This is a genomic window from Natrialba asiatica DSM 12278 (genome assembly GCF_000337555.1).
GTDB lineage: Archaea > Halobacteriota > Halobacteria > Halobacteriales > Natrialbaceae > Natrialba > Natrialba asiatica.
In genome coordinates, this window is sequence record NZ_AOIO01000021.1 from 328600 (window position 1) to 354873 (window position 26274).

Sequence of the window (26274 nt, forward strand, 5' to 3'; positions counted from 1 at the left end):
GCTATTGCATGCAACTTCTTCGCACGCCATCGATCGATTTTTCGGTGCCGCCACCGCAAGCCGATACATGGAGGTTCGGGAGGCCGTTCCGGACGACGCCGATGCGATTCGAACCACCCACGCGGCGTCGATCACCGAACTCGGCACTGAGAGCTACTCGCAGGAACAAGTCGACGCCTGGGCGGCAGGGTGTGAATCCGCGGACTACACCGCCGCCATCGAATCTCCGGACCACTATCTCGTCGTCGCCGTCGCCGAATCGGTTCGCGGGTTCGGGTCGCTCGTCTTCGTCGCTCCCGAGGAATATGAGGCGACCGTCGACGCCGAAGTAACCGCCGTGTACGTTCATCCGAGCGTCGCCCGTGAGGGCGTCGGGTCCCGGATCGAGGAGTCGCTGGAACGGCGTGCCGGAGAACGGGGCGTCTCCGCGCTCGGACTCACGGCCTCGCAAAACGCCGTCGCGTTCTACCGGTCCCGCGGCTACGAACGCATCGGCGCGACCCGACACGAGTTCTCCGGCCACGAATCGACGGGCGTCTACGGGACGGTCGTCGAGATGCGGAAAGAACTGTAGCCCGATCGTCCACTGCGTGGCTCAGACGGGGTGTTCGGCCGACTCGAGCAGTACTTCGACGTTCGCGGATTCCTCCGCGAGCACCTCCGGATGGGTTCCGAGAAGGACGAGCAGGTCGTCCTCGTGCACGAACGAGGTCAGGGTGAGTTCCACGTCGATTTCCTCGCCGTCGTACGTCGACTGTCCGATAAACGTGTCCACGTCCCGCCCGTCGCCGAGAATGTCGAGGCCGAACGACTCCTCGTGTTCGATCCCCTCGATCCGTCCGGCCTCGCTGTCGACCTCGCCGAGCAATCGTTCGACGAGTTCACCGTTGCTCAGGTCCTCGAGCGGGTTGAACGACCGGCCGGCGACTTCGACCGCCGGAATCGAGAGCGTCGTGAACAGCGCCGCCTCCCGTTCGCCGCCCAGAACCGAGACGTCCTTCACGTACGTTGACTGCCAGATCCCCGCCTTGAACTCGCGCTCGATCCCCAGGCCGACCTCGGCCGATTCTTCGATCGATCGCTCCTCGACCGACTCTTCGGCGTATCCCGTCTCTTCGAGCGCACCATCGCTCGGCGCGACGCGGTCGCCGCTGAACTCGAGCGGGCCGTTGCCGAGCGCGAAATCAAGACAGCCGGCCGTCAGCGCGAGCGTCCCCGTCGCGCCTGCAGCTAGCAGCGACCGGCGTGATCGAGTTAGAAGACGATCGTTATCGTGACTGTCACGACGATTTGAACTGGAAGCCATTATCACAGTGTTTGAAACGAGAACCATAGTCGTTATGGCCTAATCCGGGCGTACAGGCGTCAAGTCAACTGAATAACTCGTTTCGAGGACGACTGTGTTCGGACGGTGGACCACGATCCTGGCCTCGGTTTCGGCGGTGGCAAGGGCCGACACATCAAGAGTTATCGGGGTCGCCTGCGCCTATGTAGCCATGACGAAGTTTGCAACTCGGGTCGAGAACGTGTCGATCAGTGGCATCCGGGAAGTGTTCGAGGCTGCAGGCGATGAGGCGATCAACCTGGGGCTCGGGCAGCCGGATTTTCCGACGCCCGCACACGCTCGCCGGGCGGCAGTCGAGGCGATCGAGTCGGGGCAAACGGACGCCTATACGTCGAACAAGGGGACGCCACAGCTCCGGGAGGCGATCGCGGCGAAGTACGACCGCGATTACGGCATCGAGGTCGATCCCGGGAACACGATCGCCACGTCGGGCGGCAGCGAGGCGTTGCATCTCGCACTCGAGGCCCACGTCGATCCGAATCAGGAAGTCATCTTCCCCGACCCCGGCTTCGTTTCCTACGACGCGCTGACGCGGATCGCCGGCGGAACGCCGAAACCGGTGTCGCTGCGTGACGATCTCACGCTCGACCCGGCGGCCGTCGAGGACGCCATCACCGAGGAGACGGCGGCCGTTATCGTCAACAGTCCGGCCAATCCGACGGGGGCCGTCCAGAGCGAGGCGGACATGCGCGAGTTCGCGCGCATCGCGGACGAACACGACGTGCTCTGCATTTCCGACGAGGTCTACGAACACATCGTCTTCGACGGTGAACACCACTCGCCGCTGAAATTCGCCGAGACGGACAACGTGGTCGTCGTCAGCGCCTGCTCGAAGACGTACTCGATGACCGGCTGGCGGCTGGGCTGGCTCGTCGGCTCCGGCGACCGGATCGAACGGATGCTGCGTGTCCACCAGTACGTCCAGGCGTGTGCCTCCGCGCCGGCGCAGTTCGCGGCCGAGGCGGCGTTGACGGGACCGCAGGAGCCGGTCGCGGAGATGGTCGGGTCCTTCGAGGAGCGCCGCGATGTCGTCGTCGACGGCCTCGAAGACGCCGGGCTCGAAGTGCCGACGCCGTCGGGTGCGTTCTACGCCATGCCGAAGGTGCCCGAGGGCTGGTGCGACGAGGTGCTCGACCGCGGTGTGGTTGTGGTTCCGGGCGAGGCTTTCGGCTCGAACGGCGAGGGCTACGCGCGCCTCTCGTATGCGACCGGCATGGAAGAACTGAAAGAGGCGCTCGAGATCATCGATAACGCGACGGCGGCGGTTCGCGAAGGGCGCTCGAGAACGCAAGGGTCCCCTTAGACGAGTTCAGCGACGGCTTCCATCGTCGCGTTCTTATCCGCGTCGGACATGCCGGTAGCGAAGCCGATGCGGACCGCGTCGACGCCGTCGATCGCGGCGTAGGTTTCGATCCACTCGCGGACCTCCGCCGGGGTACCGGCGGGCGCGAGTTCGTCGAGCACGTCGTCGGGGAGGGCGGCAGCCATCGCGTCGGTGTCGCGGTCTTCCCAGGCGGTCCGAATGTCGTCGACGACGTCCGCGTAGCCCTGGTCGGCGACCGAGTCGCCGTAGTACGGCCCGTAAGCGCCGAGCATGAACGCGGTCGTGCTGCGGGCGAGTTCGCGCGCCCGCTCGCGGTCCTCCGATGCGACGGCGCGGACGATCGGTGCGACGCGCAGGTCCGCGAGGGTCTTCCCCCCGAGTTCGGCGCCGCGTTCGAGATCGGAGAGTCGATCGCGGAGACCGTCCGGGGTGAACAACTGCGGCGTCCAGCCGTCGCCGAAGCGCCCGGCCAGCTCGGTGGCTTTCGGGCCGAGGGTGGCGAGGTCGATCGGCGGCGGGGTTTCCGGGAGCTCGTTTTCGTAGTCCAGCCCCGCGATGTCGAAGAGATCGCCCTCGTAGGCGGGCGTGCCGTTCTCGTAGACCGCGCGGATGATCTCGACCGTCTCGCGCGTGCGCCGGAGCGGACGGTCGAAGGTCGCGCCGTGCCAGCGCTCGGTAATCGCGGGTGAACTCGGGCCGAGACCGAGACGGAAGCGGCCGTCGGTAGCGTCCTGCAGCGTGAGCGCCGTCTGGGCGAGCAGAGCGGGCGAGCGACCGTAGGGGGAGACCACGTCGTTCGAGATGCCGAGTTCGTCGGTGCGGTCGGCGGCGAGGGTCAGCGGCGGGACGACGTTCCAGCCGGTCGTCTCGCCGGTCGTGATGCGGTCGAAGCCGAGGCGTTCGGCCCGGACGGCGCGCTCGGCGACGCCTTGCGGGCGGTCGTAGTCACCGAGTCGGACGAGGAGGTCGAGGTCGGCGTTCATGGGTCATCCCTCCGGATCGATCGCTGCGGGGTCGAACCGTCGCGTGGCGCGTGTGCATGCATCACCAACTATCGCGTGACGGATTCACATAAAGTTCAGCGTTCCCGACGGGTCGCGGAGGCCGAGAGCCGTCGGTCCGGAGTCGGTCGTCTAACCGCGTACGTCAGCCCGCTGTCCGCAAGTATCGCCGCTGGTGGGGGGAGAAACGTTGATACGGACCGTCGATAATGATATCATATGACACACGATTGTTCGTTTCTCGAGGCGCTCGATCTCGGCGACGAGCAGGTCTCGTTCGCGACCGGACGGCGGGAGACTCACGCCGCGGACTGGGGCGCACGGCAACTCGAGGAAGGCGTGATGCCGGACGCGGTCGTCTGGCCCGAGTCGACGGACGACGTTGCCGTCGTCCTGGCTGGGGCAACCGACCGCGGCGTTCCGGTAACGCCCTACGCGGCGGGCACCGGCCTGGAGGGCAACGCCGTCCCGGCTCGCGGCGGGATCAGCCTCGACCTGACGCGGATGGACGACGTGATCGACTACCGGCCCGATGACTTCCAGGTCGACGTCGGCCCGGGAATCATCGGCACCGAAGTCGACGAGTTCGTCGCGAGCGACGGGCTCTACTTCCCGCCGCTGCCCTCCTCGGGCGACATCTCGACGATCGGCGGCATGATCGCGACCGACGCGAGCGGCATGCAGACCGTCAAGTACGGCGAGGTCGCCGACTGGGTGCTGGCCCTCGAAGCCGTCCTCGCGGACGGCACCGTGATCCGGACCGGCTCGCGCGCGAGCAAGACCTCGAGCGGCTACAACCTGACCGACCTGCTCGTCGGCAGCGAGGGCACCCTCGCCGTCGTCACCGAGGCCACGCTCGAACTCGCCGGACGACCCCGGCAGATCCGCGGCGGGCGCGCCATCTTCGAGACGCTCGGCGACGCGGCGGCGGCGATCGCCGACGCCATCCGAACGGACGTCGACGTGGCGCGGATCGAACTCGTCGACGAGTTGAGCGCCCACATGGCGAACGAGTACCTCGGCTCCGACCTCCCCGACGCGCCGATGGTCTTCCTCGAGTTCCACGCGAACCACGGCATCGAGGCGGAGATCGACCTCTGTCGGACCATCTTCGAGGACCACGACGTGGCCCGCTTCGAGATGAGTTCCGACGACGCCGAGATGGAGTCGCTGTGGGAGATCCGCCGGGAACTAGCCTACGCCGAAGCGAGCTACGACCCCGACCTCACGCCGATCCACCCCGGCGACGTGACCGTCCCGATCAGCTCCTATCCCGAACTCGTTCGCGAAGCGAAACGGATCGCCGCCGAGACGGACCTCCTCATCCCCTGCTTCGGCCACGCCGGTGACGGCAATCTCCACTACACCGTCCTCGTCGACATCGACGATCCCGACTTCGTCGAACGCGGCGAGCAGGCGTATCGCGAACTCGTGGAGTTGGCCCTCGAGATGGGCGGGACGGCGACGGGCGAACACGGGATCGGCCAGGGAAAACAGGCGTATCTCGAACCCGAGCACGGCGCTGGCGCGGTCGATGCCATGAAACGGGTCAAGCGGGCGCTCGACCCGACGGGGACGCTCAATCCGGGGAAAATCTTTCCCGAGGGCGACGCGGAGTGAGGGCGATTGAACTTGCAAGTCAGCGTGTCATAGAATAGCCCGCATGGATATCTGCGTATTCAGAGTCAGCGATTTCAAGAGCGTTATCTCTGTTCTCATGGCAGTCATGCGCTCCACGTCGAACCACCATCGATACTGACGATATATCAGTATCCGTAACAAATCGGAATCTTTCTCGCTGATTCTATAGCTCGTGCACCGGGTGCACGTACTTCTAAACGCGTTACGGTTTGAAACAGTAATCAGATCGATCAAAGCGGGGGCGTATTCTATGACACGCTCTCTACAGAAAACACATATAGTAGCGCGGCGACTGGCGAAGCGACGGATGACACGGTCACTGCGGCGAAGACGCGTGCTCGCCGGCGGCGCTGCTATCCTCTCAACCGCGCTGGCCGGCTGCGGGGGACACGGTCCACACCTGAAGATGCGGGCGGTCTCCGACTCGGTGCTCCTCTCCGACGCGGTCGATTCGATCCCTGACGAGCCGACGATCGACACGAACGTATCTATCGTCGAAACTATCGAAAACGGGACACACAGGGTGAGCTACCCGTCCAGATACCCGCCGATGCGGCCCGCGCAACCGATCGCCGCTTCGAACGTCGAGTCGCCGATCGAGTACAGGGGCGCGTACTACACACCACTCGCGCTGACGAGGAGGGTCCCCCGGACGCTGCTCGTCGCGGAGTTCAGGATCGGGGCCGCGGAGACGCCCGCCGAGGACGATCCGAACTCGATCGCGTACGGCGACCTGCCGGAGATAGACCGGCGGAAATTCGCCGCCGCGCTGCCGCCGAACTCCGACGGCGAGCGGATCGACGTGTACTACGACAAACGGGACGTCGACCGGTCGGAACTGGTGCCCGAACCCGACCACGAAGCGATCATCCGGGACGACAACCGGTACTCGATCGAACCGGAGAGCGCCGAGGAGAAACAGGGATACAACTACCACTACGAGGCCGAGAGCGTCGTGTCGACGGACGAGGAGTTCCTGTCTTGGCTCCGCTCGGAGTACCGGGTCGACCTGACCGGCCTCTCCGGCGACGAGCGGGAGATCGTCTCCGAAGCGATCGGGGAAAGCAGATACTCGGGGAGCGAAGACGACGAGGCGTTCAATTCGCTCGCCGAACAGTTTCTCTCTCACCCCGCGATCGATCGGGGCGACGAGGACAGCGGAACGTGGTTCGTTCGGTACGACGGCACCAAGTACCTGGCCGAACTGCGATCACCGACACAGTACGAGTGAGCGGATCGCGGCCGGTCAGATCCGGATCGTTTATTGACCCCGTTTAATAGTTTCTGAAGGGTAGAAGTGGGAGAATCCAATAAGATTACTGACTGAGATACCCGCCATCGACGCCGAGCGCTTCACCGGTGACGAACGAGGCATCGTCGTCGCACAACCAGACGACGGCGTTTGCGATCTCTTCTGGCGTCCCGAGTCGATTCATCGCGTGGCGGCTCTCGATCTGCTCTCGTGCCTCAGAGCCGCTCGACATTCCGCCTTCCGCGAGAAGCGGGGTGTCGATGAACCCGGGGCAGACGGCGTTAATGCGGACGCCCGTCTCGCCGTTTTCCAGGGCGGCCGATTTCGTCAGGCCGAGAACGCCGTGTTTCGCCGCGGAATAGCCGGAGGACGTCGCGAATCCGACCTTTCCGAGGACCGACGAGTTGTTCACGATGACGCCGCCTTCCTCCTGGTCCTGCATCCGGCCGAGTTCGGATCGCATGCAGTTGAACACGCCGACGAGATTCACGTCGATGACGGCCCGCCACTCGTCGGGGTCGTACCGGTCGACCGTCGCCTGCTCGCCGCCGATACCGGCGTTGTTGAACGCGTAGTCGAGCCGACCGAACTCGTCGACGGCGGTTTCGACCATCGAATCCGTCGCCTCCGGGTCCGTGACGTCGGTTTCGACGAAGATGGCGTCACCTCCGCCGTCCTCGATCTGCGCGACGGTCTCCTCGCTGCCCTCGGTATCGACGTCGGCGACGACAACGCTCGCACCGCGATCGGCGAACTCGAGCGCGGCCGCGCGTCCGATGCCCGATCCGGCTCCCGTGACGAGCGCAACTGCATCACTGAACGAAACCATACGTGTGAGTTCGTGCACGAGCGAGGAAGTACTACGGCTACCGGCAGGCTGTTTTCGGAGAGGGGGTTCAGCCCTTCATTCGGCCAGACAGCAGCCTGTTCGTGAGCGTCTCGAATCGCGAGTTCGGACCGGGACCGGGATCGGGTCGGCGGATGTCGACGGTGGCTTCGGAGGGGAGATCGTGGGAGTGATGTGCCGACCGCGACACGACCGTCCGCACCCGGGCTCGGTATCCCGCCGCGACCCGAGATCGTCGGTCGCGGTCGGAGCCGCGGGATGCGGCCGCGGGACGGCTCCGCTCCGTCGGAGTTGGTCGCGACGGTGGGAGGAAAGCAGAGAAAAAGGAGCGGAGGAGGGACGACTACTCACCGGCCGGTGGCTCGAACGCATGCGAGCCCGTGCTCGTGGAACTGTTTCTCCGTCCCCGTCCGAATCGTTAGCCGCCAGGCCGCCGGCGCGGACGACGATTCGGCTGCGGAAAGCCGCTCCGCGTCCGTGATCGTGAGCGACCGCGTCGCGAGCCGTCCGAAGAGTTCGACGATGATCGGGAGGGTGACGATTCGTTCGGGATGGTCGCCGTCCGCGCCGTCGCCGCCGAGCGCGTAGCCGTCGATCCGGATCGTCCACGAGCGGGATCCTGACTCGGCGTCGACCGATCGCCGTTCCACGCGGTAGGATTCGAGCATATCGACGGTCTGGAACTCCGCGAGCACCGCGTCGAGCGGTTCCGCTTCGGCCGCGTCCGCCTGCGCATCGATCGGGAGGTTGGCGGCGGCCGTCGAGAGCAACGAGAGTTGTTCATCGGGGTCGAGTCGCTTCTCGAGTTCGGTTGCGGTGCTCGTGAGCAACTGGAGACAGAGCTCGTCAGGATGGTCGATCGTTTCGGCGATGTCGAGATACGTGTCCATGATCGCGTTTTCGAGGCCGCCGTGGGGCGACTCCGCGATCGCTTCGAAGACGACGCCGGCGACCGTGTGACAGACGTCGATTACCGACTGCGTGTTACCGGATGCTGGTGACGAGGTCGGCGCTTCGACGGGCTGGTCCGGATCAGCAGTCGCGGCGGGAAAGCCAGCGGAGGATTGGGACGGCGTCTCGGGGTCGCACTCACAAACGATCACGTCGTAGTACGGCACCTGGGGATCGTATCGCCGTAACACGGTTCGGTACTGTTCTGTCGCTTGCGCTGCTGCTCGGGCGGCCGAGCGGCTCTCGAAGCGGAGGTCTGCTGCGGGGACCGGCCGGTGGTGCGTTCGTCCGCAAATGAGGTAGTACCGCCCGGATTCGGAGGCGAGCGAGGCGATATGGCTCCGGATTTCGTGAAGCGTTGTCCCGATCACGTGTCACTGGCACCTCCGGTGAGCCACGGCGATCGAGACGCAGCGCCTGTTGACGAGGCGGGCCGGACGGCGAAACCGACCCGAAAGCGGTTCGTGCGATCGGCGCTACTCGGCCCGCTCTTCCTGCCGGCAACGAGTGCCGTCGTACTGGACCGTCTCCCGCTCATCTCAGAACTCACCGGTGACGATATCGGCGACCGCCCGTCGATCGAACAACTGTTCGTCACCGAACTCGTCCGGATACAGGTCTTGGACGGCCATCTCCAGTTGGAAGAGGTAAATAATCGGTCCCTGGTAGAACTGCCCGCTGTAGATGACCCGGTCGTTTTCGACCGCCCGAAGGTTGCTCGCGGTGTTGTGCTCGCGCATCGGCTCGACGATGTCCCGTTCGAACGAGTCCGCTGTGACGCCCGATTCTTTCCAGATGACGATAACGTCCGGATCGATCTCGAGGAGCGTCTCGTAGTCGATCGTCCCACCGGTGTCGTTGAATCCGCCGATACCGCTGCGTTCGATGGCGTCGCGAGCACCGAGGTCTTGCCACTGTTTGGTCTGCGTTCCGCCGTCGATTGTGTATCCGTAGAACGCCTCCGGCGGGGTGGATTCCGGCGCGAGGATGGCCATTGCTGGCGTCTCGTCGGGGAGTCTAGCCTGAACGTCCGACAGGACTTCATCGTGAAGTTGCGCAAACGCATCGAACCGGTCTCGTTCCTGGAACACCGCTGCGACGCGTTCGAAAGCCTCGTACATCGAATAGTACGTGTAATCGTGCCAGCCGTAGCTCCGGGAGTAGATCGTGTTGCCGACGAACGGTGCAACGGCATTTTCGATTTCCGCAACGTCATCCTCGCTCCACTGAACCTGGTTGATCATGAAGTTCGGATCGATGAGGTGGACGTCCGCACCGAGTTCGTAGAACAGTTCTTTGTCGGTTCTGCCCTGCCAGAGCTCGACGAGGTCGGCGACCTCGACCGAAACCCCCGGTAGTTCGTCGTAGTAGCGTGTTCCGAATCGGTCAGTCAATCCGATCGCCAACAGTCCATCACTCTGTCCCAGCGCGACGCCCATATCGGCGTAATCTCCGGTGTAGGAAACCCACGTCTCGGGGACGGACGTGAACTCGACCGTTCCGGCCGGTTCCACCGTCACCGAATACGATTTGCCGGTAGATTCGTCCGGCTCTCCCGCTTGGGAGTTGACGCAACCCGCCAGCAATTCGCCGCTCATCGCTGTGCCGCCGTACGTTACGTACTCCCTGCGCGTCAGTCCCGTCCGACCCGTTTCGCTGCGTGGCATACTATTTAGGCTAGCCTAAAACACAATAACTACTTCGTTATTAGGTTGACCTAAAGCAACCGTATCAATCGATATCTCCGCAGCAAAGACGGGATTCGTCGCAACGATTCCGGGCGACCACTGGCCGAACGCATCCTGCCGCGGCGTCTACGACGCACAGTCGCTGGCGAGACAGAATTGCCGGCGAAACGGAGTCGCTCCGCACAACGAGGCTGCGGTCGGCGAGTCCGTCTGTGGCCGCCGCCTCCACTCGTGTGAACCGACGGTTACGCCGACAGCGTCGTCACGGAGAAGAGTACGGCGGGCGACGTGTCTGGATCGCGTGAATTGAGTCGCAGTTCTAGAAGAAATAAACATGAACGACCTCTTTTAGTCATTACGCATACTCAGCGCCGCTATGGCTCGAAAGATCGATCCGCGAGGAGAGGGAGACACATCCGGCGAGCCGCCGAATCGGAACCGTCGAACGGTACTGCAGACGGTCGGAACGGGGTTCGTCGCAGCGACGACGTTTCCTACCGCGAAAGCCGATGTATCGACGAATGCGAACCCCAAATCGGGCTCGTGGCGGCCCGAGTACCATTTCGCACCCTCCACCGGCTGGATGAACGACCCGAACGGCCTGGTCTACCACGACGGGGTGTACCATCTGTTTTACCAGGCGGGCGAACGCCGCCGACGGTGGGATCACGCGACGAGTTCGGATCTCGTCACCTGGACCGAACACGGGACGAAGATTCCCGACGGCGACTCCATTCAGGCGTTCTCCGGCGGAGCCGTCATCGACTCGCAGAACACTGCCGGGTTCGGGACCGATGCACTCGTCGCTCTGTACACCGGGCACCACGATGACGGAATCGAGGACCAACGGCTCGCCTACAGCACCGACAACGGTGAAACGCTCCGGAAGTACGAGAAAAACCCGGTGATCGAGAGCGACACCGGCGAGTTTCGGGACCCGAACCCGTTCTGGTACGAGCCGGATGAGAGCTGGCGACTGGTCGTCAGCCGCGTCGAAGCGACCGACGATCGGCCGGCAGGGATCGAGATCTACCGCTCTCCGAACCTGCTCGATTGGACCTACGAAAGCACGTACGTGGACGAAGCCGGTGCCGGTTGGGAGTGTCCGAGCCTCTTCGAACGGCCGGTGGAAGGGGCCGACGGGACGAAATGGGTTCTTCCCGTCTCACCCATCGAACACCGATCCGTCGAGTACCACATTGGTCACTTCGACGGAACGGAGTTCGTTGACGAGGAGGTACGCAGAGCGGACCACGGGTACGATTTCTACGCGACCCAACAGTGGGGGAACGAACCGGCCGATCGCGACCTGCTGCTCACGTGGATGAACAATTGGGAGTACGCGATGGCGGGGCCGGACCCCGGCTGGCGGGGGGCGATGACGGTTCCGCGGACGCTCACCCTGGAAGCGGACGATAACGGCCTCGCGGTGATCCAACGGCCCGCGGAAGAACTCGCCCACACCCGACGAGAAACCGTCGCCGAACTACACTCGGAACCGATTACGCCGGGGAGGGACCCGTTGGACGGAACTGAACTCGCGGGCCGAACGCTCGAGATCGAGACGACCATCGCCCCCCAGAGCGCGTCCGCTGTCGGACTCACGGTTCGAGCGGGAGCGGGGCAAGAGAGCGTGATCAGTTACGAGCCGACCGACGGGACGCTCCGATTCGATCGGTCGAACGCGGGCGAGTTCTTCGGATCGAACGACGAAGACAGGACGGTAACGTCGGTCGACCTCCCACCCACCGACGCGCTCGATCTCCGCGTGCTTATCGATCGGTGCTCGGTGGAAGTATTCGCCGCCAACGGTCGTCGCACGATGACGAACCTCGTCTATCCGGACCGGGAAAGCACCGACGTCTCCCTCTTTGCCGAAGGCGGCGTCTCTCGGCTCGAGGAACTCGTCGCCTACACGCTCTCGGCGGGGTAGCGGACTCGCGAATGGAGGCGTTGAGCGCACGGAACCACACTCGTCTCGATCCCGCACCGCCCGCGCTCCGTTCGAACGTCGATGCGCGGCCGATCGACTGAACTCGCCGGGTTCGAGCGGCCATTTGCCCGTGATACACTTATGGACCCTCGCGTGGTCGGAGTCACGCGGTGAGATCCATGAGCAGCAGCAACCTACCCGATCCGAAGAACGTACAGGTCGATGAGCTACAGACTCTGATCGAGAATTTACCAGAGGAGAAACGACAGCAATTGTTCTCCCAACTCGACCTCGGAAACGTCGGCGATGTCGGCGGCGGCGATATCGGGCTGTAGATCAGCCGGTCACCGAGTTGAGTCCGACAAATCGACCCGACACTCGACCGCCACTCACTCTTCACCCTATCCTCAACCCCCAAACACCCACCCTCCTAATTATCCGGACGGAAGTCGCTCGGCCGCTTCAGTCGTGCACTAACACGTCGAGCACGTCCGTCCCGTCGCGTTCAACCGCCGCCGAGACGGCGTCTTCGATCTCCGCCGGCCGCTCGACGAGTTCAGCCCGCGCCCCGTGACTCTCGGCGTTTTGGACGATGTCGACCGGCGGTTCGAAGTCCATGCCGACGAACTCGTGGTCCGCCTCGTCGCCGCCGAGCAGGTCGAGCGTGTTGTCCTTGAGGATGCGGTAGTTGCGGTTGTCGGGGATGACGACGGTGAGGTCGAGGTCGTACCTGGCGGCGCTGTAAATCGAGTGGGGGTAGTACAGGTACGAGCCGTCGCCGATGAAGCCGACTACGTCCCGCGGATCCTCTCGTTGGCTTTCGGCCACGGCAGCGCCGACCGAGGCGGGCAGGCCGTAGCCGAGGCCGCCGCCCTTGTTCGAGACGTACTGTTCCGGCGTAAAGTCCCAGCGCGCGAGCATGGCGTACTTCGAGGTGACGCCCTCGTCGACGATGTAGGCATCCCCGGCCGCGCGCTCCATCGCGTCGACGAGTTCGGCTTTCGACGCGCGCGGATCGTCTTCGGCGTCGCCCGTTCCCATTTCGGCCATCTTGGCGTCGACCATCTCCGTGACTGCACTGACGGCCTCCAGACGCTCGTCGACGGTCTTTTTGGAGACCTTCGGTCGGACGCGTTCGATGAGGTCCTGCATGACGAGTCCCGGATCGCCGATGACGGCGGCGTCGGCGCGCTGGTTCTTGCCGAGTTCCCAGGCGTCGTCGCCGACGTGGATGCAGGTCGTCTCGGGATCGACCAGCGCCTCCTCGTGGCGCGTCAGCGTCGTGTTCGTCGAACAGCCGACGAACGCGATGGTGTCTGTATCGAGCAGCATCGAGGCGAGGTCTTCGTCCGGCGGAACGTAGGACACCCACTGGTCGTGGTCGGTCGGGAAGTCCACCTCGCTGGCGAGGATTTCGCCGTGGACGCGCGCCCCGGTCGACTCCGCGAGTTCGACCGCCGCGGCGACGGCGTCGGCACCCGAGCGCGCGACGTGGTCGCCGACGACCAGCACCGGGTTGTCGGCTTCGGCCAGCAGGTCTGCGGCGCGTTCGAGCTGGGCCGGATCGCCGCTGCCCGCGTTCGGAATCGGACCGAGGCGTTCGGGCTCGTCGTCGAGTTCGGCGAGCATCACGTCGAGCGGGAGGCCGAGGAAGACGGGCCCCGTCGGCGGCGTCATCGCGACGCGGGCGGCCCGCCGGAGCATCGTCGGCAGCGCCGTCACGTCGAGCACCTCGTCGGACCACTTGCAGAACTGGTCTGCCATCTCGGCTACGTCGCCGGAGAGGATCGGCTCCTCGTGGCGGAAGTCGGTACTGTGATTGCCCGCGGTGACGACCAGCGGAGCACCGGTAACCGACGCGGCGTAGAGGTTGCCGAGGCCGTGGGCCAGTCCGGGCGCGATGTGGAGGTTCGCCACGCCCAACGGCGTGATCGAGTCGTCGTGGTGGGCGTGATAGCGCCGCGTCTGGGCGTAGCCCGACGCCATCCCGATCGCGATGTCCTCGTGCAGCCCCAGCACGTACTCGAGGTCGCTGCGACCGATCGCGTCCATCACCGGCAGTTCCGTCGTCCCCGGGTTGCCGAAGACGAACTCGACGCCGTAGGATTCGAGGGCATCGACGAAGAAATCGGCTCCAGTATACGCATCCGTCATACCCGTTCGTGGCACGGGACAGCACATCAAACTGTGTGTTCCGGGCGCTGCGGCTAGTCCCGGTCTGCCGGTGAGAGCCGTCCATCCGATCAAAAGAACCGCCGATCCCAGCCGATGCGACGCCGGCCATGGTATTATAGGCTCGTTCGTGGTCCGTCGCGTATGGCCCTCGCGAGACGCGGCTCCGGTCTCGAGGCGACCATCCGGGCGTTCCTGTCGCAGGTCCACCCCGTGTTCATGTTGCCCCCGCTCGCCGCGTCGCTGTTCGGTGCCCTCCTCGCCGGCACCGTCGATCCCACACGCGCAGTCGTCCACGTCGTCGCGATGTTCGCCGCGGTCTACACCGCCCACGTCAAGGACGGCTACGTCGACTTTCACATCCGCGGCGAGGACGACGACCACCCGCTGACCGAGCGCGGCTGCCGACTCGCACTCTCCCTCTCGACGGCCCTGTTCGCCGGCTGTTGCCTCCTCCTGTACGCACTCGTCGGCTGGCTCCCCCTCGCGCTGACGCTCCCGACGTGGGTCATCGCCTACCACCACGCCCCGCAACTCGATATGAACCCCGTGACGGCGACGACCGGCTACCCGCTCGGCATCGCCCTCTCGCTTCTCGGCGGTTTCGCGACGCAGACCGCCGCGATCGCGGCCGTCCCGCTCGGCTTCGCGCTCGTCTTCCTCGTCCTCCTGTCGGGAATCAAGGTCATCGACGACGCCCAGGACTACGACTACGATCGGGCGATTCAGAAACGCACCGTCGCCGTGCTCGTCGGCCCCGCCCGCGCGTACACTCTCGCCTACGGCCTCATGGCGACGGCCCTGCTCGTCGTCGTCGCCCTCGCACTCGTGCAGGTCTTTCCGCCGACGGCAGTGCTCGCCGCACTCGCCTTCGCCGCAGTCGCGACCGTCGCTCGGCGGGCCACGCCTGAACTCGCGACGATGTTACTCATTCGGGGCTCGTATGTCTTTCTCGCCGTGCTGGTCGCTGCGGTCTGGTTCGAGCCGCTCACCGGCGTTCTGTGATGGCACCCCGCCTGCCGTGCCTACGATGCTGTCGAGACGATTTTGACCACGTCTCCTTCCTCGAGTTCGTACTCCTCGCCGACATCGCGGCCGGATTTGGCGTCGACGGCGTGGAGGTAGCCGTCGCCGATGTCGGAGTGGACGGCGTAGGCGAGGTCGACGGGGGTCGAGCCGTCGGGGAGGAGGAAGGCGTCGGGAAGGATGTTACCGCTACCGTCGGACCATTTCGAGGCGTCTTCGACCGGGTAGGCGGTGAGGTGATCGAGCAGGTCGTAGACGGCGAAGTTCAGGGCGGCCTGCACGCCGGTACCGTTCCATTCGGCCATCGTCTCCGCCAGACCCTCGAGAGCCTCCCGTTGGGCGTCGCTTACGTCGTCGCCGATTGCGATGGTCTCGTCGCCGGGATCGTACTCGACGAGGCCGTTGTCCGCGGCCCGGCGAAGCGCGAGTTCACCTTCTGCCGTGGTTGGAATCACGGGTTTGTCGAGGTCGAGGAGTTTCTCGACGTTCTCCGCGGGGGCGACGTCGATTTTGTTCGCGGCGACGACGATCGGTTTCGTGCGCTCGCGAACCAGTCGCGCAAGTTCCTCGCGGTGGCCGTCCTCCCACTGTATGGGGTCCTCGGGGTAGTTCAGTTCCCGCAGGACGGTCGCGATCTGTTTCGGCGACGCGCCAAAGCCCGAAAGCATGTCCGCCAGCGCGTCGTCGATGTCGAAGTCGGGCGAGCGGGATTTTCGCTCGACGGACTCCCAGTTTCGCTCGACGATGTCCGCGAGCCAGAGGTCCATCTCCTCCTCGACGAAGTCGATGTCCTCCAGGGGGTCGTGCTCGCCGATATCGACGGGTTCACCCTTCTCGTTGGTCCCGCCGGAGGCGTCGACGACGTTGATGATCACGTCCGCGTTCGTGAGTTCGTCGAGGAACTGGTTGCCGAGCCCTTTCCCTTCGTGGGCACCGGGCACGAGTCCGGCCACGTCGAGCAGTTCGATCGGGACGTAGCGCTTGCCGTCTTCGCAATTGTCGGCGTTACAGCGCTCGTCGCGCTCGAGACAGGGGCAGTCGGTGCGGGCGTAGCTTACTCCCCGATTGGCGTCGATAGTTGTGAACGGGTAGTTGGCGACATCCACATCGGCCATCGTCGCCGCCGTGTAGAACGTGGACTTGCCGGCGTTTGGCTTCCCGGCAAGCGCGATCGAAAGCATAGTCTGGCGTAGCCCCGTCCGCTCAAATTGTCTTTCGGTTCCTGTACGGATGCGGACCGGTGCATTCGCTGTAAGGCGGTGCAGCGTCGATAGTCGGCAGGACGCGACCGATCGACGACCGGTCGGAACGAGTTCAGCGCTGGGACCCCTGCCTTCACGAGAAGAGTTGACGCTCAACAAACACGCCGGGAAAGGGACACCATGCAGTACGATGACTTCATCGGTGCGGTCCAGAACCGAGGACAACTCGGCTCACGAGAGGCGGCACTGGGCATCTCCCGGGCGACGCTGACGACGCTTTCCGAGCGCGTTCAGTCGGGAGAAGCCGAAAACCTCGCCGCCCAGTTACCCGAAGAACTCGGGAGATTACGCGCCGTTTTCGACGGCGATGTCTATCGGGTTCGGGAGGTGGCATCGAGTTTCGGTTCGCTGACTCGTCCGTGGTTGCACCCTTAATACGATAACCTGTACAGCCGGGAAGTCTTGGGCGGGTATCGCAAGGGGTGTAGTGGTGGGATGACAGGACGGTCGACCGATCGGCGAGTGGCCGCGTCTCGGGGATGGAGGTGGCACTCGACCGGCCGATGAGTGGGATTGGGATCGGACTGGACGTAGTACTTGCTGGGGTCGCACTCGTGTTGACGGTTGGGCTGGGGCTCGTTGCACACGAGTGGACGCACGCACTCGTCCTGTGGAGTGGCCGGATCGAGTTCACGATCTCGTTTCTCCCGGGACGAACGGGTGGAGTCGCGGGTGTTCTCGCGAGCTGTCCGTGGGCAGTTGTCCGCCCGCGACCGGACGGAACGGAGCCGCCCTGGGTCTTGCGGGTTGCAGCACTCGCCCCGCTGTCGCTTGCGCTCCCGATCTTCGTGTTCGGTTTCGGCGTTGCACCTGCCCCCGTTGCGCTCGTCGACGCTCCCGTCCGGGCGGCGATCGCAATCGGCTGGCTTGCGTGTGCGATACCGAGTCCACAGGATTTCTCGGTCGCGTTCTACGCACACCGGGTTCTCGAGACGAAGGCGGCCACGGCGGAGTCAGTGTCCCGTGCGAAGTGACGGTCGCCGGGTTCGCTGTGGCTCCGTCTCGCTACCTCTTTGTGAGGGCAATCGAGCGGCTAAAAAGTATGTCTGGTGTGTAGGACGGCGGGCACACAGCCACGAACGCCCGCCGCCATCGATTGAGCAGAGTGTTCCACCGGCACTCGCAGTATTCGGTAGCCAATGCGTCCCGGGGTCGGCTTCAACGCCGACAATTGGAGTGACGGTCTATACACTAATCAATCTAATTGTTGCGTCTAATATCCCTGAATTGCGGAAATAAGAGAACATTCATACAGAATATTATCCGATTTCGGATTACATACTGGGTATTGGGACAACAGAAACGAGTTCACTGACGATTCGTAGAGAACGGGCACGTCTGCATCATTCCCGCACTTGGTGCGGAGGGAGAATCCGTTCGAGAGACCGCTTCGCTACGCAGGCACTGTTTCCGGGTCGCGTTCCCAGTGGCGGTGCTCGGCGATGGCGTCGACGAACGACTCGATGAACGTCTCGAGATCATCCCCGGCAGGGTCCATCACGACTCCCTGTTCGGAGATGACGCCTTCTCTCGTGTTTGCCACGTCGACGCCCGATAGCTCGACGGCGTCGAGCAGTTCGGTTCCGTCCCCGATTGCGGCGATCGGTTTGTAGTGTTTGAACGCTTCCTCGATGAACTGTTTCGGTTCGCCCTGTTGGGACAGCGCGTCGACGCTGTCGCTTCCGCCGGGAACGACGATCGCATCGAAGACGACGGAAGTCGCCGTCACGTGGTTCTGATCGACATCGACGGATTCTCCATCCGTTCCCGTCTTCTCTCCGACGACCTTCGAGACGATCTTGGTCCGTGCCCCCTCATCGTCCAGTGCCGACTGAAGCTGTTTGACGTGCTCGTCCTCGAAGCCGTCATCGAGGAGGATCGCAACCTTTCGCGTCTCGATCGAATCCTCCGTCCGGTTTTCCATGCTCAGTGACGGGTCCTCCTCGTCGTGCTCCGAGAGTTCGTCACCCGGCGATTCGGGCGGTTCGACGCCGATGCCCTTCGCGACCCGCGTTGCGAACTCGTGGTCGACGTTATTGAAGAGGTCGTAGACGACGCGCTCGCGGATCTCCATGCGGTCGACCTTGTTGAGCTCGAAGTGCGCGGCCTTGACGATGTGTTGTTTCTCGGGCTCGGTCATGCTGTTCCAGAACAGCCGCGCCTGATTGAAGTGTTCCTGAAAGCTCTCGCTACGGTTTCGAATCTTCTTCCCGTCGATCCGTTCGGCGTAGTGTTCGTAGCCGCCCTCCTCCTCGGTGGCCTCCTGCGGGTCGTCGTCGTCGATCGAGTTCGGCTTGTAGGTGGCTTTGCCCTCGTTGATCTCCTGGCGCATGAAGCCGGCGCGCTGGTTGTTGTGTCGTTCCGCGATGGGACGGTTGATCGGAATTTCGTCCCAGTTTGCGCTGTTGAATCGGTTGAGCTGCGTGTCCTGGTAGGAGAACAATCGACCCTGGAGAAGCGGATCGTTCGTGAAGTCGATCCCCGGAACGACGTTGCCCGGGTGGAACGCAACTTGCTCGACTTCGGCGAAGAAGTTGTCCGGCCGTTCGTTCAGAACCATCTTCCCGATCGGCCTGACCGGAACCTCCGTCTCGGGGATGATCTTCGTCGGGTCGAGCAGGTCGAAGTCGAACTGATCCGCGTCGTCTTCCTCGACGATCTGGACGCCGAGTTCCCACTCGGGTTCGTATCCCTCGTCGATGATGTCGTAGAGCCCTTCGCGGTTGAAGTCGGGGTTCTTGCCGGCGATCTTCTGAGTTTCGTCCCAGACGAGCTGGTTCGTCCCGAGCTTTGGCGTCCAGTGGAACTTGACGAACCGCGACTCGCCCTCGTCGTTGACGAATCGGAATGTGTGGACGCCAAAGCCCTGCATCATCCAGTAGGCCCGCGGCAACGCCCGCCCGGAGAGCAACCACATGAGCATGTGCGTGATCTCCGGTTTGAGCGAGGCGAAGTCCCAGAACGTGTCGTGAGCGGAGGCAGCCTGTGGAATCGCGTCGTCGGGTTCGGGCTTGATGGCGTGCACTAGGTCCGGAAACTCCATCGCGTCCTGGATGAAGAAGACCGGGATGTTGTTCCCGACTAAATCCCAGTTCCCGTCCTCGGTGTAAAATTTGGTGGCAAAGCCCCGCACGTCGCGGACCGTATCCGCGGAACCGCGCGAACCGACGACCGTCGAGAACCGGGTGAACACCGGCGTCTTCTGGCCGGGGTCCTGCAGGAAGGAGGCCTTCGTAATCTCCGAAACGTCGTCGTACTCGCCCAGATCGGGATCGTCGTAGGGCTGGAAGTAGCCGTGCGCGCCCGTTCCACGGGCGTGGACGACTCGCTCCGGGATCGACTCGTGGTCGAACTGGGTCATCTTCTCCCGGAAGTGGAAGTCGTCCATGATCGTCGGCCCGCGCTCGCTCGCCTTCAGCGAGTTGTCGGTATCGGTCACCCGTACGCCGTGGTCCGTCGTCAGGTACTCTCCCTCCGCATCCTCCCGGACCTCGTCGAGTTGGTCCTGCTTGCTCTCCTCGTCGAGATCGTCGCCCCGACCGTCGCTCGTCCCGGTCGAATCGTCCGAACCCGATCCATCCGTCCGGATCGGCGTTGGGTCACTCTGCTCGTCGTCCGGTCGCGTCGCTGTCTCGAACGCATCCGGATCAGCTCCGTTCTCGTGCGATGATTCCTCGTCAGCCATGGCTAGTACCGCTTCAACAAACGGGCCCCTAATGCTCGTCCAGTCATTTGCCTGCAGCGAGCACGTTGAACTCGAGACGGCGATCAACGGAACCGAGTGCCGGTCGGAGGCGTCAACGGTCGCTCTCCCGTCAGAGGGACCGTTGATAGCCACACTCTGGACAACGGAGTTCACCGTCGATGAGGAGAACCCGACTGCGCTCACAGTAGGCGCACGGCCCCCCGATCGAGATATCCGCAACCTGTGCCACTGCAACGAGTGTTCGTTGTACCTGCACGAGTTGCTGCTCGGTCTCCGCCAGCCGCTCGGCGGTCGTTCTTCCAGGATGCTTCTCACCCTGACGCCGCCCTGAACTCGACTCACCGCTTCCGTCGGTTTTCGGCTCGGTTGGCGATTCGGACTCGGGCGTAGACTCAGACTCAGACTCAGATTCCCTCACTGACTCCGAGTCGAACGAACGTTGGACTGTCATCACATCTTCTAGGCGTCCACAAGCTAAAACCCGTCTATCTCTCACCCGCACAGTCACTACCGAAATCGTATAGCTCACCTCACGGCCACGCTGGTATGGCAAGGCAACACTTGCCAACATATAATGTATTATACCTATCCGTTTCAAAGGCTGATCTGGTCTCGTAGCCGATCCACTCCCCCCTACTGCGAGACTAGCATTCCGACACGTCTGCAACACGTGCATTTCGTCTGTCAGGGATGACCACCCTGACATCTTCGTGCAACTGTTTAGTGGCGTCCCAAACCTGGACTACTGGGTGAAACCGGCAACCGATGCGATTTCACCTAGCGGTCGACGTTTGGAACGGTACTAGCTGAGTCACACCCGTGATTGGTTTCCCCCCGACGACTGACAACTCGGAGCGAAATCACCCTTCACCTGCAGAGCGCTCTATATCGTCTCAGAGAACCACCTTTCTAGCGAGGCAACCCCTCTCTACGGAGACCACAATATGACCCACGTACTCAGCTGGTTCGAAATCCCCAGCACCGACTTCGACAGAGCCGTCGAGTTCTATTCGACCGTTCTCGATCGCGATATCGACCTGTATTCCCCCGAAGAGGACGATGCGGAAGCCCCCAGTGGTCGAGCCGGAATGTTCGACAGTGACGAAGGGGACGTCGGCGGAATGATCATCGAAACCGACGAGTTCACGACCGACAACGGCGCGACGATTACGTACACGCCGACAGATACCGGGCTCGTCGTCTATCTGACCGTTAACGGCGATCTAGACGACGCAATCGACCGCGTTGAATCCGGTGGCGGAGACGTTCTCATCCCGAAAGAACCCATCCCTGAAATGAGCGGACACTATGCCGTAATCACGGATTCCGAAGGAAACCGGGTCGGGTTGATATCCGACGAGTAACGCACGAGGTCCTGTGCAGCGACGGCATTTTTCTGAGTCCAAAACGCGTCTCTCAGATCCGTTCCCGATCCATCCCGGGCAGACACGGAGACACCTTAGCAACTGCAGTCACCCGGTCGAACTCGTCATCGTACCCGCCGCCGGCCCACCGAACGCATCCGGGTGGGCCCCTCTATACTCGACCACCCCGGCATCCATTACTTCCTTTGAGCACTTCCCCCGTCCAGGATCGCTCCAAGACGGTCGTCTGGCCGCGTTTGCTCATCGCACAGAGACGCACTGTCCGAGCGGAATTCGCCTCATCGACGTTCCGCTTCATCACTTCCGAAACCCGGGTTCACTCAGGGACCCGATCCGTATCAGATCGGAACGTTGTCACACGAGAACGCTATATCCGCTGGCTGTCTACCAGCACTGAGGGCCATGGACGAAGACAAGTCTCGGAAAGTAGCAGCGGTCTGTGAAGCGTGTGGGTCCGCATACGCTGCTGTCGAACGTGCAAATGGCGATCTGCACCCCGTAGGTCGGCCGGATGGGTGTTGTGGTGACTCCAAACTCCGCCTTCTTTCGGACTCCTGCTCCGATGCAGACACTCGTGAGAGTTGGTGATCCGTCGGATCGTCTCCAATTCCGTCTTTCGCGCTGAACTTCAGCGGCGTGAGTTGCACAGCTGAACTCGTCTTCTCAGTCGTCTGCCGGCGAATGAGCGCGACCACAGTTGTCCGAGTCGCTTTAAAAACGGCGGACTGCAGAGCGGCGATCCGTTTCCCGTCGTTCTAACAGAAGTATACCCAGAATTTGTGATCGGCCGGACACACGACAGTCGTATAGTCCCCGTAGAGGGCGACGTACCGTCTGGCTTCGAGTTCTACACCCGCGTCCGGAACCGAGACCACCGTTTCTTGCTCGCAGTGCGGACAAGAGATAGTCACCAGCTCTCGGTTTCCTGTTGCCGTCATCGGTTATTCGTCCATCCTGGTCGCCGTATGTTCGAAGACTGACGCGTGTTCGTCGTGCGGACGAACCAAGACAAACTCCGTGTCGACGTCCACCCAGAGCGTGTGACCTGGCGGCCAGTAGAGTGGATCGCCGGCTTCGTCTACTTCCTCGGTGTCATCGGAGTTCCGGACGCGGATCTCACCCGCTATCACGCACCCCCAGTGGGGGCACTGACACGCATCCTCGTGAAGACCCCGCAACAGGGGTGTGAGATCCGTTCCGGCACCGATATGGGACTGTTCTGCGGCCAAATCACCGTATTCAATTGCTGCACCGAATTCCGCCTGATGCTGTACCATCGCGACCGGGGTGTCCACGACGACTGTGAGATTTCCTTTGGATTGAGACATAAGCGTCAACTCGATTTCGGCAACTAGCGCTACGAGCGAGCGGAGTATGTAGGCACTTAGCGATGAGAGGCCGGTTACTGACCGCCGTGCAGGCAACGAACGACGGTCACTAGTTGCACGCCAGTGAGCCACCTTTGGGTGTTCACCCCGTCTTCCCCCGCACACAGACTGACATTTCGCAACTGGTTCGGGGCGAGCACGATGGTTCGTTTATTATTTGTAATAATTTCTTGTATGCGCACCTGTAATGAGCCTGCCAGCTCTATATGAATGGTGATGACGTGTTATCTGCATGGGCAACCAAACGGAGAAAGAGCGAATTCTGGCACAGTGCAGTGAGTGTAAGACCGTCTATACATCCAAGCGGTACCCCGACGGCTCGGTCGTTCCAATTGGTCGGAAAATGGGGTGTCAGTGTGGTTCGACGTCGTTTATCGAACTGGAAAGCGAGTTGGACATGAGCGCATAGTCTCTCCGCGTTGTTCTCTCGGCAGGCGATCCGCTTTGTCGGCAGGGACCTCCGTCGAGAACGCGAGAAAAGCCTCTCTTGGCTTTTTCTTTCAGATCGAGTCGGAAGGATTGAACTGCGGTCGCAGCAAAGTTGCTCCTTGATTTAAACGTGAAAGAGGTTGGTCGCTCAGTTCGCACTCGCAGTGAACGGGTCGGATCCGGCCAGAGAGCGAACAACCAGTTCGACGCACAACCGAAATATACAGAACGAATCCACACCTCCGCATCTTTATGACACAAACTGTTGACGACCTCCGGAACGAGATCCGACGGGCCGTGGGGAGATACGAACGTGAGGAATCAACCGCCTTCACCAAAGAAGCCCTCGCTGCGATTTGTGATGCCGTTACCTACGAGATTGACACAAACCGTCTTCCTCCCAAATCTCAGATGCGCGCGGGGATTCTCTGGAAAATCGGCGTGTTAGACGAAGACACTTCAGACAAGACCGAACGTCCCTTCCGGAAGGAAGAACTCGAATCTATCGCAGTTGCGCTTCAAAACGAGGATTGATCCGCTGTATTCAATATGCCGTTCCCGACACCATCTCGGTAGTCCCTTTGGATGCTGATGAACAGCAGTCACGAGTTCAGTGCTGAACTTCGGGCGAAAAGCGCCGATCCAAACTGGCCAATATAGAGCGCACAGATAGCACTAGCGACGGCGCGTGCTAGTGCGAAAGAACAGGGTTGTCACTTATCGCAGTGAGCGGGAAGTGAGATTCGCTATTATTTACGGACGAGGTTCGTCGCGCGGGGTCCCTTAGGGGATGATTCGATATCGAACTCGACCTCTTGCCCTTCTTCGAGGTCCGGACCGCCAACGTCCTCCATGTGGAAGAACACGTCCTCGTCGTCGTCTACGTCGTCGTCATCAGTCGAAATGAAACCGTAACCGCCTGTGTCGTTGAAGAAGTCAACCTTACCGTTTGCCATTACAACCAAACAGAGTCCCGACTCGTGGATAACACTTCCGAGAGACGAGGTACCACGACACCCCGTTATAATTGATCCGCAGATGGGGTAGTGACGTTCTCCACACGACCGGAGTCGCCGGATTCCGCTGTTTACGTGTCATTCAAGGGTGTGGCTTGCGGGGGAGGAACCGAGAACTCAGGTCAGGGACTGACAACACCTAGCGGAGAGATAGTATTCGACCGGGCTACAGCGCATCCGTCAGTTCCCGGAAGCAGGTATTTATGGTGTGATCACATGGTGCTACGTGCATCGCCATGAAACCGTGCCACAGCTGCCAGGCGGTCATCGACAAGTACATTTTAGATAAACAACTCGAACCCCTGCGCGACCTCACAGTTGACGACTTCAACGTCTGTGCGGACTGTGCAACCATCGTTGCGGATGCGTGCGTGGAGTGCGGCGGCGCGGTGTACGTCCCTCGAAGCAAATCTGCCACCCCCGATTATTGCCCCGCGTGTCGTTCCGACCTCATCAACCGCACCGGTCACGACCCTGGCTGGAACTGTGACCCGGCATCTACCTGAACGGCACCTCACCTCTCAAACGCTATTTTCGCTGGTACGGCTCTTCAATAGCGATCACTCAAGCCACTGTTCTCTCGGAGTGTGCTGAAATGATCGCGCGTACTCAGCATGACTGGGGAATTAAATCGACGTCGACGTATTGGGTGATAATCACTCAGCAGAGCGGATATTTGTGTCGGATCGAGGGACGGGAAATATAGAGACGGCGTTGATTGGTTTGGACGCACTCATCCGCGATGAATCAGTCCTTGTATCCGGTTTCGGACGTCATCGGCAGAGTCGTACCGTTCGTTATCGATCGGGGCGAGCACCTCGTCGATGGATTTCCATCCCTCCTGAGTTTCGACCTCACGATCGCCGTGGGCCTCGATCAATTCGTCCGTCGTCGTTGGATAATCTTGGTTTTCGATCGCTTCATCGAGATCACCGAGCTCCTCGCCAGTTTCGTCGTCTACCGGTTCCGGTTCGGGTTCGTTGGCCCGGTCGCGCGCTTCCTCGAGTTCCCGCTCTCGCTGGCGTCGCTCTTCATCATCCGCTTTTTTGTCTCGGCCTCTTTTGTCGTCTGCCATCATCCATTCTATGTGAGCGCGGGGGATAATCCTGTGGTCACTTCTCGATGCTGACTCGCTCGAACACCTCGGTAAATACGCACGTACCGCTCGTACGCCCGCGTTCGGCTGGCTTCGTGGGGGTCCGTTCGGAAATACTCTGAATGTACTCGGCTCGTTCGCCTCGTCGAAGATCGCCGCGAAGAACTCCGGCAGTAGCTTGAGCCCACGCTCGGGTTCGATGGTACTCGTGTGGAACTCGACGTCGACGCCGTCGACCTCGCCGACCTAATTTTCCCGGGACGAGTTTACCGGGTCGCCGGTTTCCCAGTGGCGCATGTTCGGAAACCGCGGTGAGATATTGAAGGATGACTTGCTCTCACCGCGCCCACGGCCCACGATATCCCACTCGTAGAGCCGTTTAGTGTTGGTTCCGTCCGGCAGCCACGCGTACGAACCACACTCGCTGCAACGGTGGGACCGGTCCTGTTCGTCACCGAAGACGCGACGGAACCGGTCAGTAACGTGGGCTCCGCGGTGGTCGCACGTCGAATGATCGACCGGCGTCTGGGAGGCGACCGTCACGCAGCCCATCCCCTATTCAGAATACATCGAGAACGCGAAAAACGCCTTCCAGAGGATCTTATTTCAAATGGGGTCGGAGGGATTTGAACCCCCGATCGACTGATATCTCCGGTGCGCCTCGGAACTCCAGAGGGTCATCACACGGACACTGATCAGGTGCCCGATCAGTATATCAGTCTGGAGTGTCGTCCCGGGCGCGGTGCCTCTGGAGTCAGTCGCCATCCCTGGCTTGGCCACGACCCCTCGATATCTCGTTGGGGGATAGTGCC

General features: G+C 62.3%; 24 protein-coding genes, 1 tRNA gene and 3 pseudogenes. 13 read left to right on the plus strand and 15 right to left on the minus strand.

Annotation, left to right across the window (positions count from 1 at the left end; all coding sequences use genetic code 11):
• The first annotated feature begins 67 nt into the window (after nt 1-67).
• On the plus strand, nt 68-574 hold the full coding sequence (locus tag C481_RS08150; RefSeq protein WP_006108697.1) for a GNAT family N-acetyltransferase: 507 nt from the start codon (nt 68-70) through the stop codon (nt 572-574).
• Nucleotides 575-595: 21 nt separating this feature from the next.
• Here C481_RS08150 and C481_RS08155 read toward each other — a convergent pair whose 3' ends face one another.
• Nucleotides 596-1306 (minus strand): DUF6517 family protein, encoded by a 711-nt coding sequence (locus C481_RS08155; protein WP_006108698.1) that lies wholly within the window; start codon nt 1304-1306, stop codon nt 596-598.
• Between the two features lie 190 nt (nt 1307-1496).
• Here C481_RS08155 and C481_RS08160 point away from each other — a divergent pair, with 190 nt between their 5' ends.
• Nucleotides 1497-2648, plus strand: a complete 1152-nt coding sequence (locus tag C481_RS08160) for a pyridoxal phosphate-dependent aminotransferase (RefSeq protein WP_006108699.1) — start codon at nt 1497-1499, stop codon at nt 2646-2648.
• Here C481_RS08160 and C481_RS08165 read toward each other — a convergent pair.
• The gene (locus C481_RS08165) at nt 2645-3652 is read right to left on the minus strand and encodes a TIGR04024 family LLM class F420-dependent oxidoreductase (protein WP_006108700.1); all 1008 of its coding nucleotides are present in this window, start codon (nt 3650-3652) and stop codon (nt 2645-2647) included. The genes C481_RS08160 and C481_RS08165 overlap by 4 nt on opposite strands.
• A 237-nt stretch (nt 3653-3889) precedes the next feature.
• Here C481_RS08165 and C481_RS08170 point away from each other — a divergent pair, with 237 nt between their 5' ends.
• Both C481_RS08170 and C481_RS08175 read left to right on the plus strand, forming a co-directional pair.
• Nucleotides 3890-5290, plus strand: a complete 1401-nt coding sequence (locus C481_RS08170; RefSeq protein WP_006108701.1) for an FAD-binding oxidoreductase — start codon at nt 3890-3892, stop codon at nt 5288-5290.
• Between the two features lie 328 nt (nt 5291-5618).
• Entirely contained in the window at nt 5619-6542 is a 924-nt protein-coding gene (locus C481_RS08175) for a hypothetical protein (RefSeq protein ID WP_241434667.1), read from the plus strand.
• 85 nt (nt 6543-6627) lie between these two features.
• On the opposite strand, the gene C481_RS08180 is transcribed toward C481_RS08175, so the two are convergent.
• From C481_RS08180 to C481_RS08190, 3 genes are all read right to left on the minus strand, one after another.
• The gene (locus C481_RS08180) at nt 6628-7392 is read right to left on the minus strand and encodes an SDR family NAD(P)-dependent oxidoreductase (protein WP_006108703.1); all 765 of its coding nucleotides are present in this window, start codon (nt 7390-7392) and stop codon (nt 6628-6630) included.
• Between the two features lie 365 nt (nt 7393-7757).
• Nucleotides 7758-8732 carry a DUF7551 domain-containing protein gene (locus C481_RS08185; RefSeq protein ID WP_006108704.1) on the minus strand — a complete coding sequence of 325 codons (975 nt, stop codon included), beginning with the start codon at nt 8730-8732 and terminating at the stop codon, nt 7758-7760.
• Nucleotides 8733-8900: 168 nt separating this feature from the next.
• Nucleotides 8901-10028, minus strand: coding sequence for an ABC transporter substrate-binding protein (locus C481_RS08190; protein WP_394295603.1), 1128 nt, complete (start codon nt 10026-10028; stop codon nt 8901-8903).
• Between the two features lie 397 nt (nt 10029-10425).
• On the opposite strand from C481_RS08190, the gene C481_RS08195 reads away from it, so the two are divergent.
• Nucleotides 10426-11982, plus strand: a complete 1557-nt coding sequence (locus C481_RS08195) for a glycoside hydrolase family 32 protein (protein ID WP_006108706.1) — start codon at nt 10426-10428, stop codon at nt 11980-11982.
• Nucleotides 11983-12161: 179 nt separating this feature from the next.
• Nucleotides 12162-12317: a hypothetical protein gene (locus tag C481_RS21920; protein WP_161605628.1), complete on the plus strand. Its 156-nt coding sequence runs from the start codon at nt 12162-12164 to the stop codon at nt 12315-12317.
• 127 nt (nt 12318-12444) lie between these two features.
• On the opposite strand, the gene C481_RS08200 is transcribed toward C481_RS21920, so the two are convergent.
• A complete protein-coding gene (locus tag C481_RS08200; protein WP_006108707.1) occupies nt 12445-14136 on the minus strand; it encodes a thiamine pyrophosphate-binding protein in 1692 nt (563 codons plus the stop codon).
• Nucleotides 14137-14298: 162 nt separating this feature from the next.
• Between C481_RS08200 and C481_RS08205 the strand changes: the two genes are divergently transcribed.
• Entirely contained in the window at nt 14299-15159 is an 861-nt protein-coding gene (locus C481_RS08205; RefSeq protein ID WP_006108708.1) for a UbiA family prenyltransferase, read from the plus strand.
• Nucleotides 15160-15179: 20 nt separating this feature from the next.
• Here C481_RS08205 and C481_RS08210 read toward each other — a convergent pair whose 3' ends face one another.
• Entirely contained in the window at nt 15180-16361 is a 1182-nt protein-coding gene (locus C481_RS08210) for a redox-regulated ATPase YchF (RefSeq protein WP_006108709.1), read from the minus strand.
• Nucleotides 16362-16562: 201 nt separating this feature from the next.
• Here C481_RS08210 and C481_RS23060 point away from each other — a divergent pair.
• Nucleotides 16563-16727: pseudogene (locus tag C481_RS23060) on the plus strand (DUF2267 domain-containing protein); the annotation flags it as partial.
• A 194-nt stretch (nt 16728-16921) separates the two neighbouring features.
• Nucleotides 16922-17416, plus strand: coding sequence for a hypothetical protein (locus C481_RS08220; protein ID WP_006108711.1), 495 nt, complete (start codon nt 16922-16924; stop codon nt 17414-17416).
• 419 nt (nt 17417-17835) lie between these two features.
• Here the strand turns inward: C481_RS08220 and C481_RS08225 are convergent, their stop codons facing one another.
• The gene (locus tag C481_RS08225) at nt 17836-20127 is read right to left on the minus strand and encodes a catalase (protein ID WP_006108712.1); all 2292 of its coding nucleotides are present in this window, start codon (nt 20125-20127) and stop codon (nt 17836-17838) included.
• A 31-nt stretch (nt 20128-20158) separates the two neighbouring features.
• Here C481_RS08225 and C481_RS21925 point away from each other — a divergent pair, with 31 nt between their 5' ends.
• Together C481_RS21925 and C481_RS08235 are read left to right on the plus strand one after the other, a co-directional pair.
• A complete protein-coding gene (locus C481_RS21925) occupies nt 20159-20479 on the plus strand; it encodes a hypothetical protein (protein WP_006108713.1) in 321 nt (106 codons plus the stop codon).
• A 613-nt stretch (nt 20480-21092) separates the two neighbouring features.
• Nucleotides 21093-21512, plus strand: a complete 420-nt coding sequence (locus C481_RS08235; protein WP_006108714.1) for a VOC family protein — start codon at nt 21093-21095, stop codon at nt 21510-21512.
• Between the two features lie 776 nt (nt 21513-22288).
• On the opposite strand, the gene C481_RS23295 is transcribed toward C481_RS08235, so the two are convergent.
• A complete protein-coding gene (locus C481_RS23295) occupies nt 22289-22471 on the minus strand; it encodes a hypothetical protein (protein ID WP_006108715.1) in 183 nt (60 codons plus the stop codon).
• A gap of 3 nt (nt 22472-22474) precedes the next feature.
• Nucleotides 22475-22828 (minus strand): cupin domain-containing protein, encoded by a 354-nt coding sequence (locus tag C481_RS08240; protein WP_206537174.1) that lies wholly within the window; start codon nt 22826-22828, stop codon nt 22475-22477.
• A 774-nt stretch (nt 22829-23602) separates the two neighbouring features.
• Between C481_RS08240 and C481_RS08245 the strand changes: the two genes are divergently transcribed.
• Nucleotides 23603-23884: a hypothetical protein gene (locus C481_RS08245; protein WP_006108717.1), complete on the plus strand. Its 282-nt coding sequence runs from the start codon at nt 23603-23605 to the stop codon at nt 23882-23884.
• A gap of 215 nt (nt 23885-24099) precedes the next feature.
• Here C481_RS08245 and C481_RS08250 read toward each other — a convergent pair whose 3' ends face one another.
• Nucleotides 24100-24306: a cold-shock protein gene (locus C481_RS08250; protein WP_006108718.1), complete on the minus strand. Its 207-nt coding sequence runs from the start codon at nt 24304-24306 to the stop codon at nt 24100-24102.
• A gap of 296 nt (nt 24307-24602) precedes the next feature.
• On the opposite strand from C481_RS08250, the gene C481_RS22665 reads away from it, so the two are divergent.
• Nucleotides 24603-24872: a DUF7571 family protein gene (locus C481_RS22665; protein WP_083860903.1), complete on the plus strand. Its 270-nt coding sequence runs from the start codon at nt 24603-24605 to the stop codon at nt 24870-24872.
• Nucleotides 24873-25099: 227 nt separating this feature from the next.
• Here C481_RS22665 and C481_RS08255 read toward each other — a convergent pair whose 3' ends face one another.
• The 4 genes and pseudogenes from C481_RS08255 to C481_RS21665 form a co-directional block, all read right to left on the minus strand.
• Nucleotides 25100-25441, minus strand: a complete 342-nt coding sequence (locus C481_RS08255) for a DUF5789 family protein (protein WP_049904514.1) — start codon at nt 25439-25441, stop codon at nt 25100-25102.
• 68 nt (nt 25442-25509) lie between these two features.
• Nucleotides 25510-25864 (minus strand): annotated as a pseudogene (locus C481_RS22670) (DUF7845 domain-containing protein); the annotation flags it as partial.
• Nucleotides 25865-25915: 51 nt separating this feature from the next.
• A pseudogene (locus C481_RS23300) lies at nt 25916-26014 on the minus strand (DUF7563 family protein); the annotation flags it as partial.
• Between the two features lie 59 nt (nt 26015-26073).
• Nucleotides 26074-26248: transfer RNA gene (locus C481_RS21665), tRNA-Trp, on the minus strand.
• Between the last annotated feature and the right edge of the window lie 26 nt (nt 26249-26274).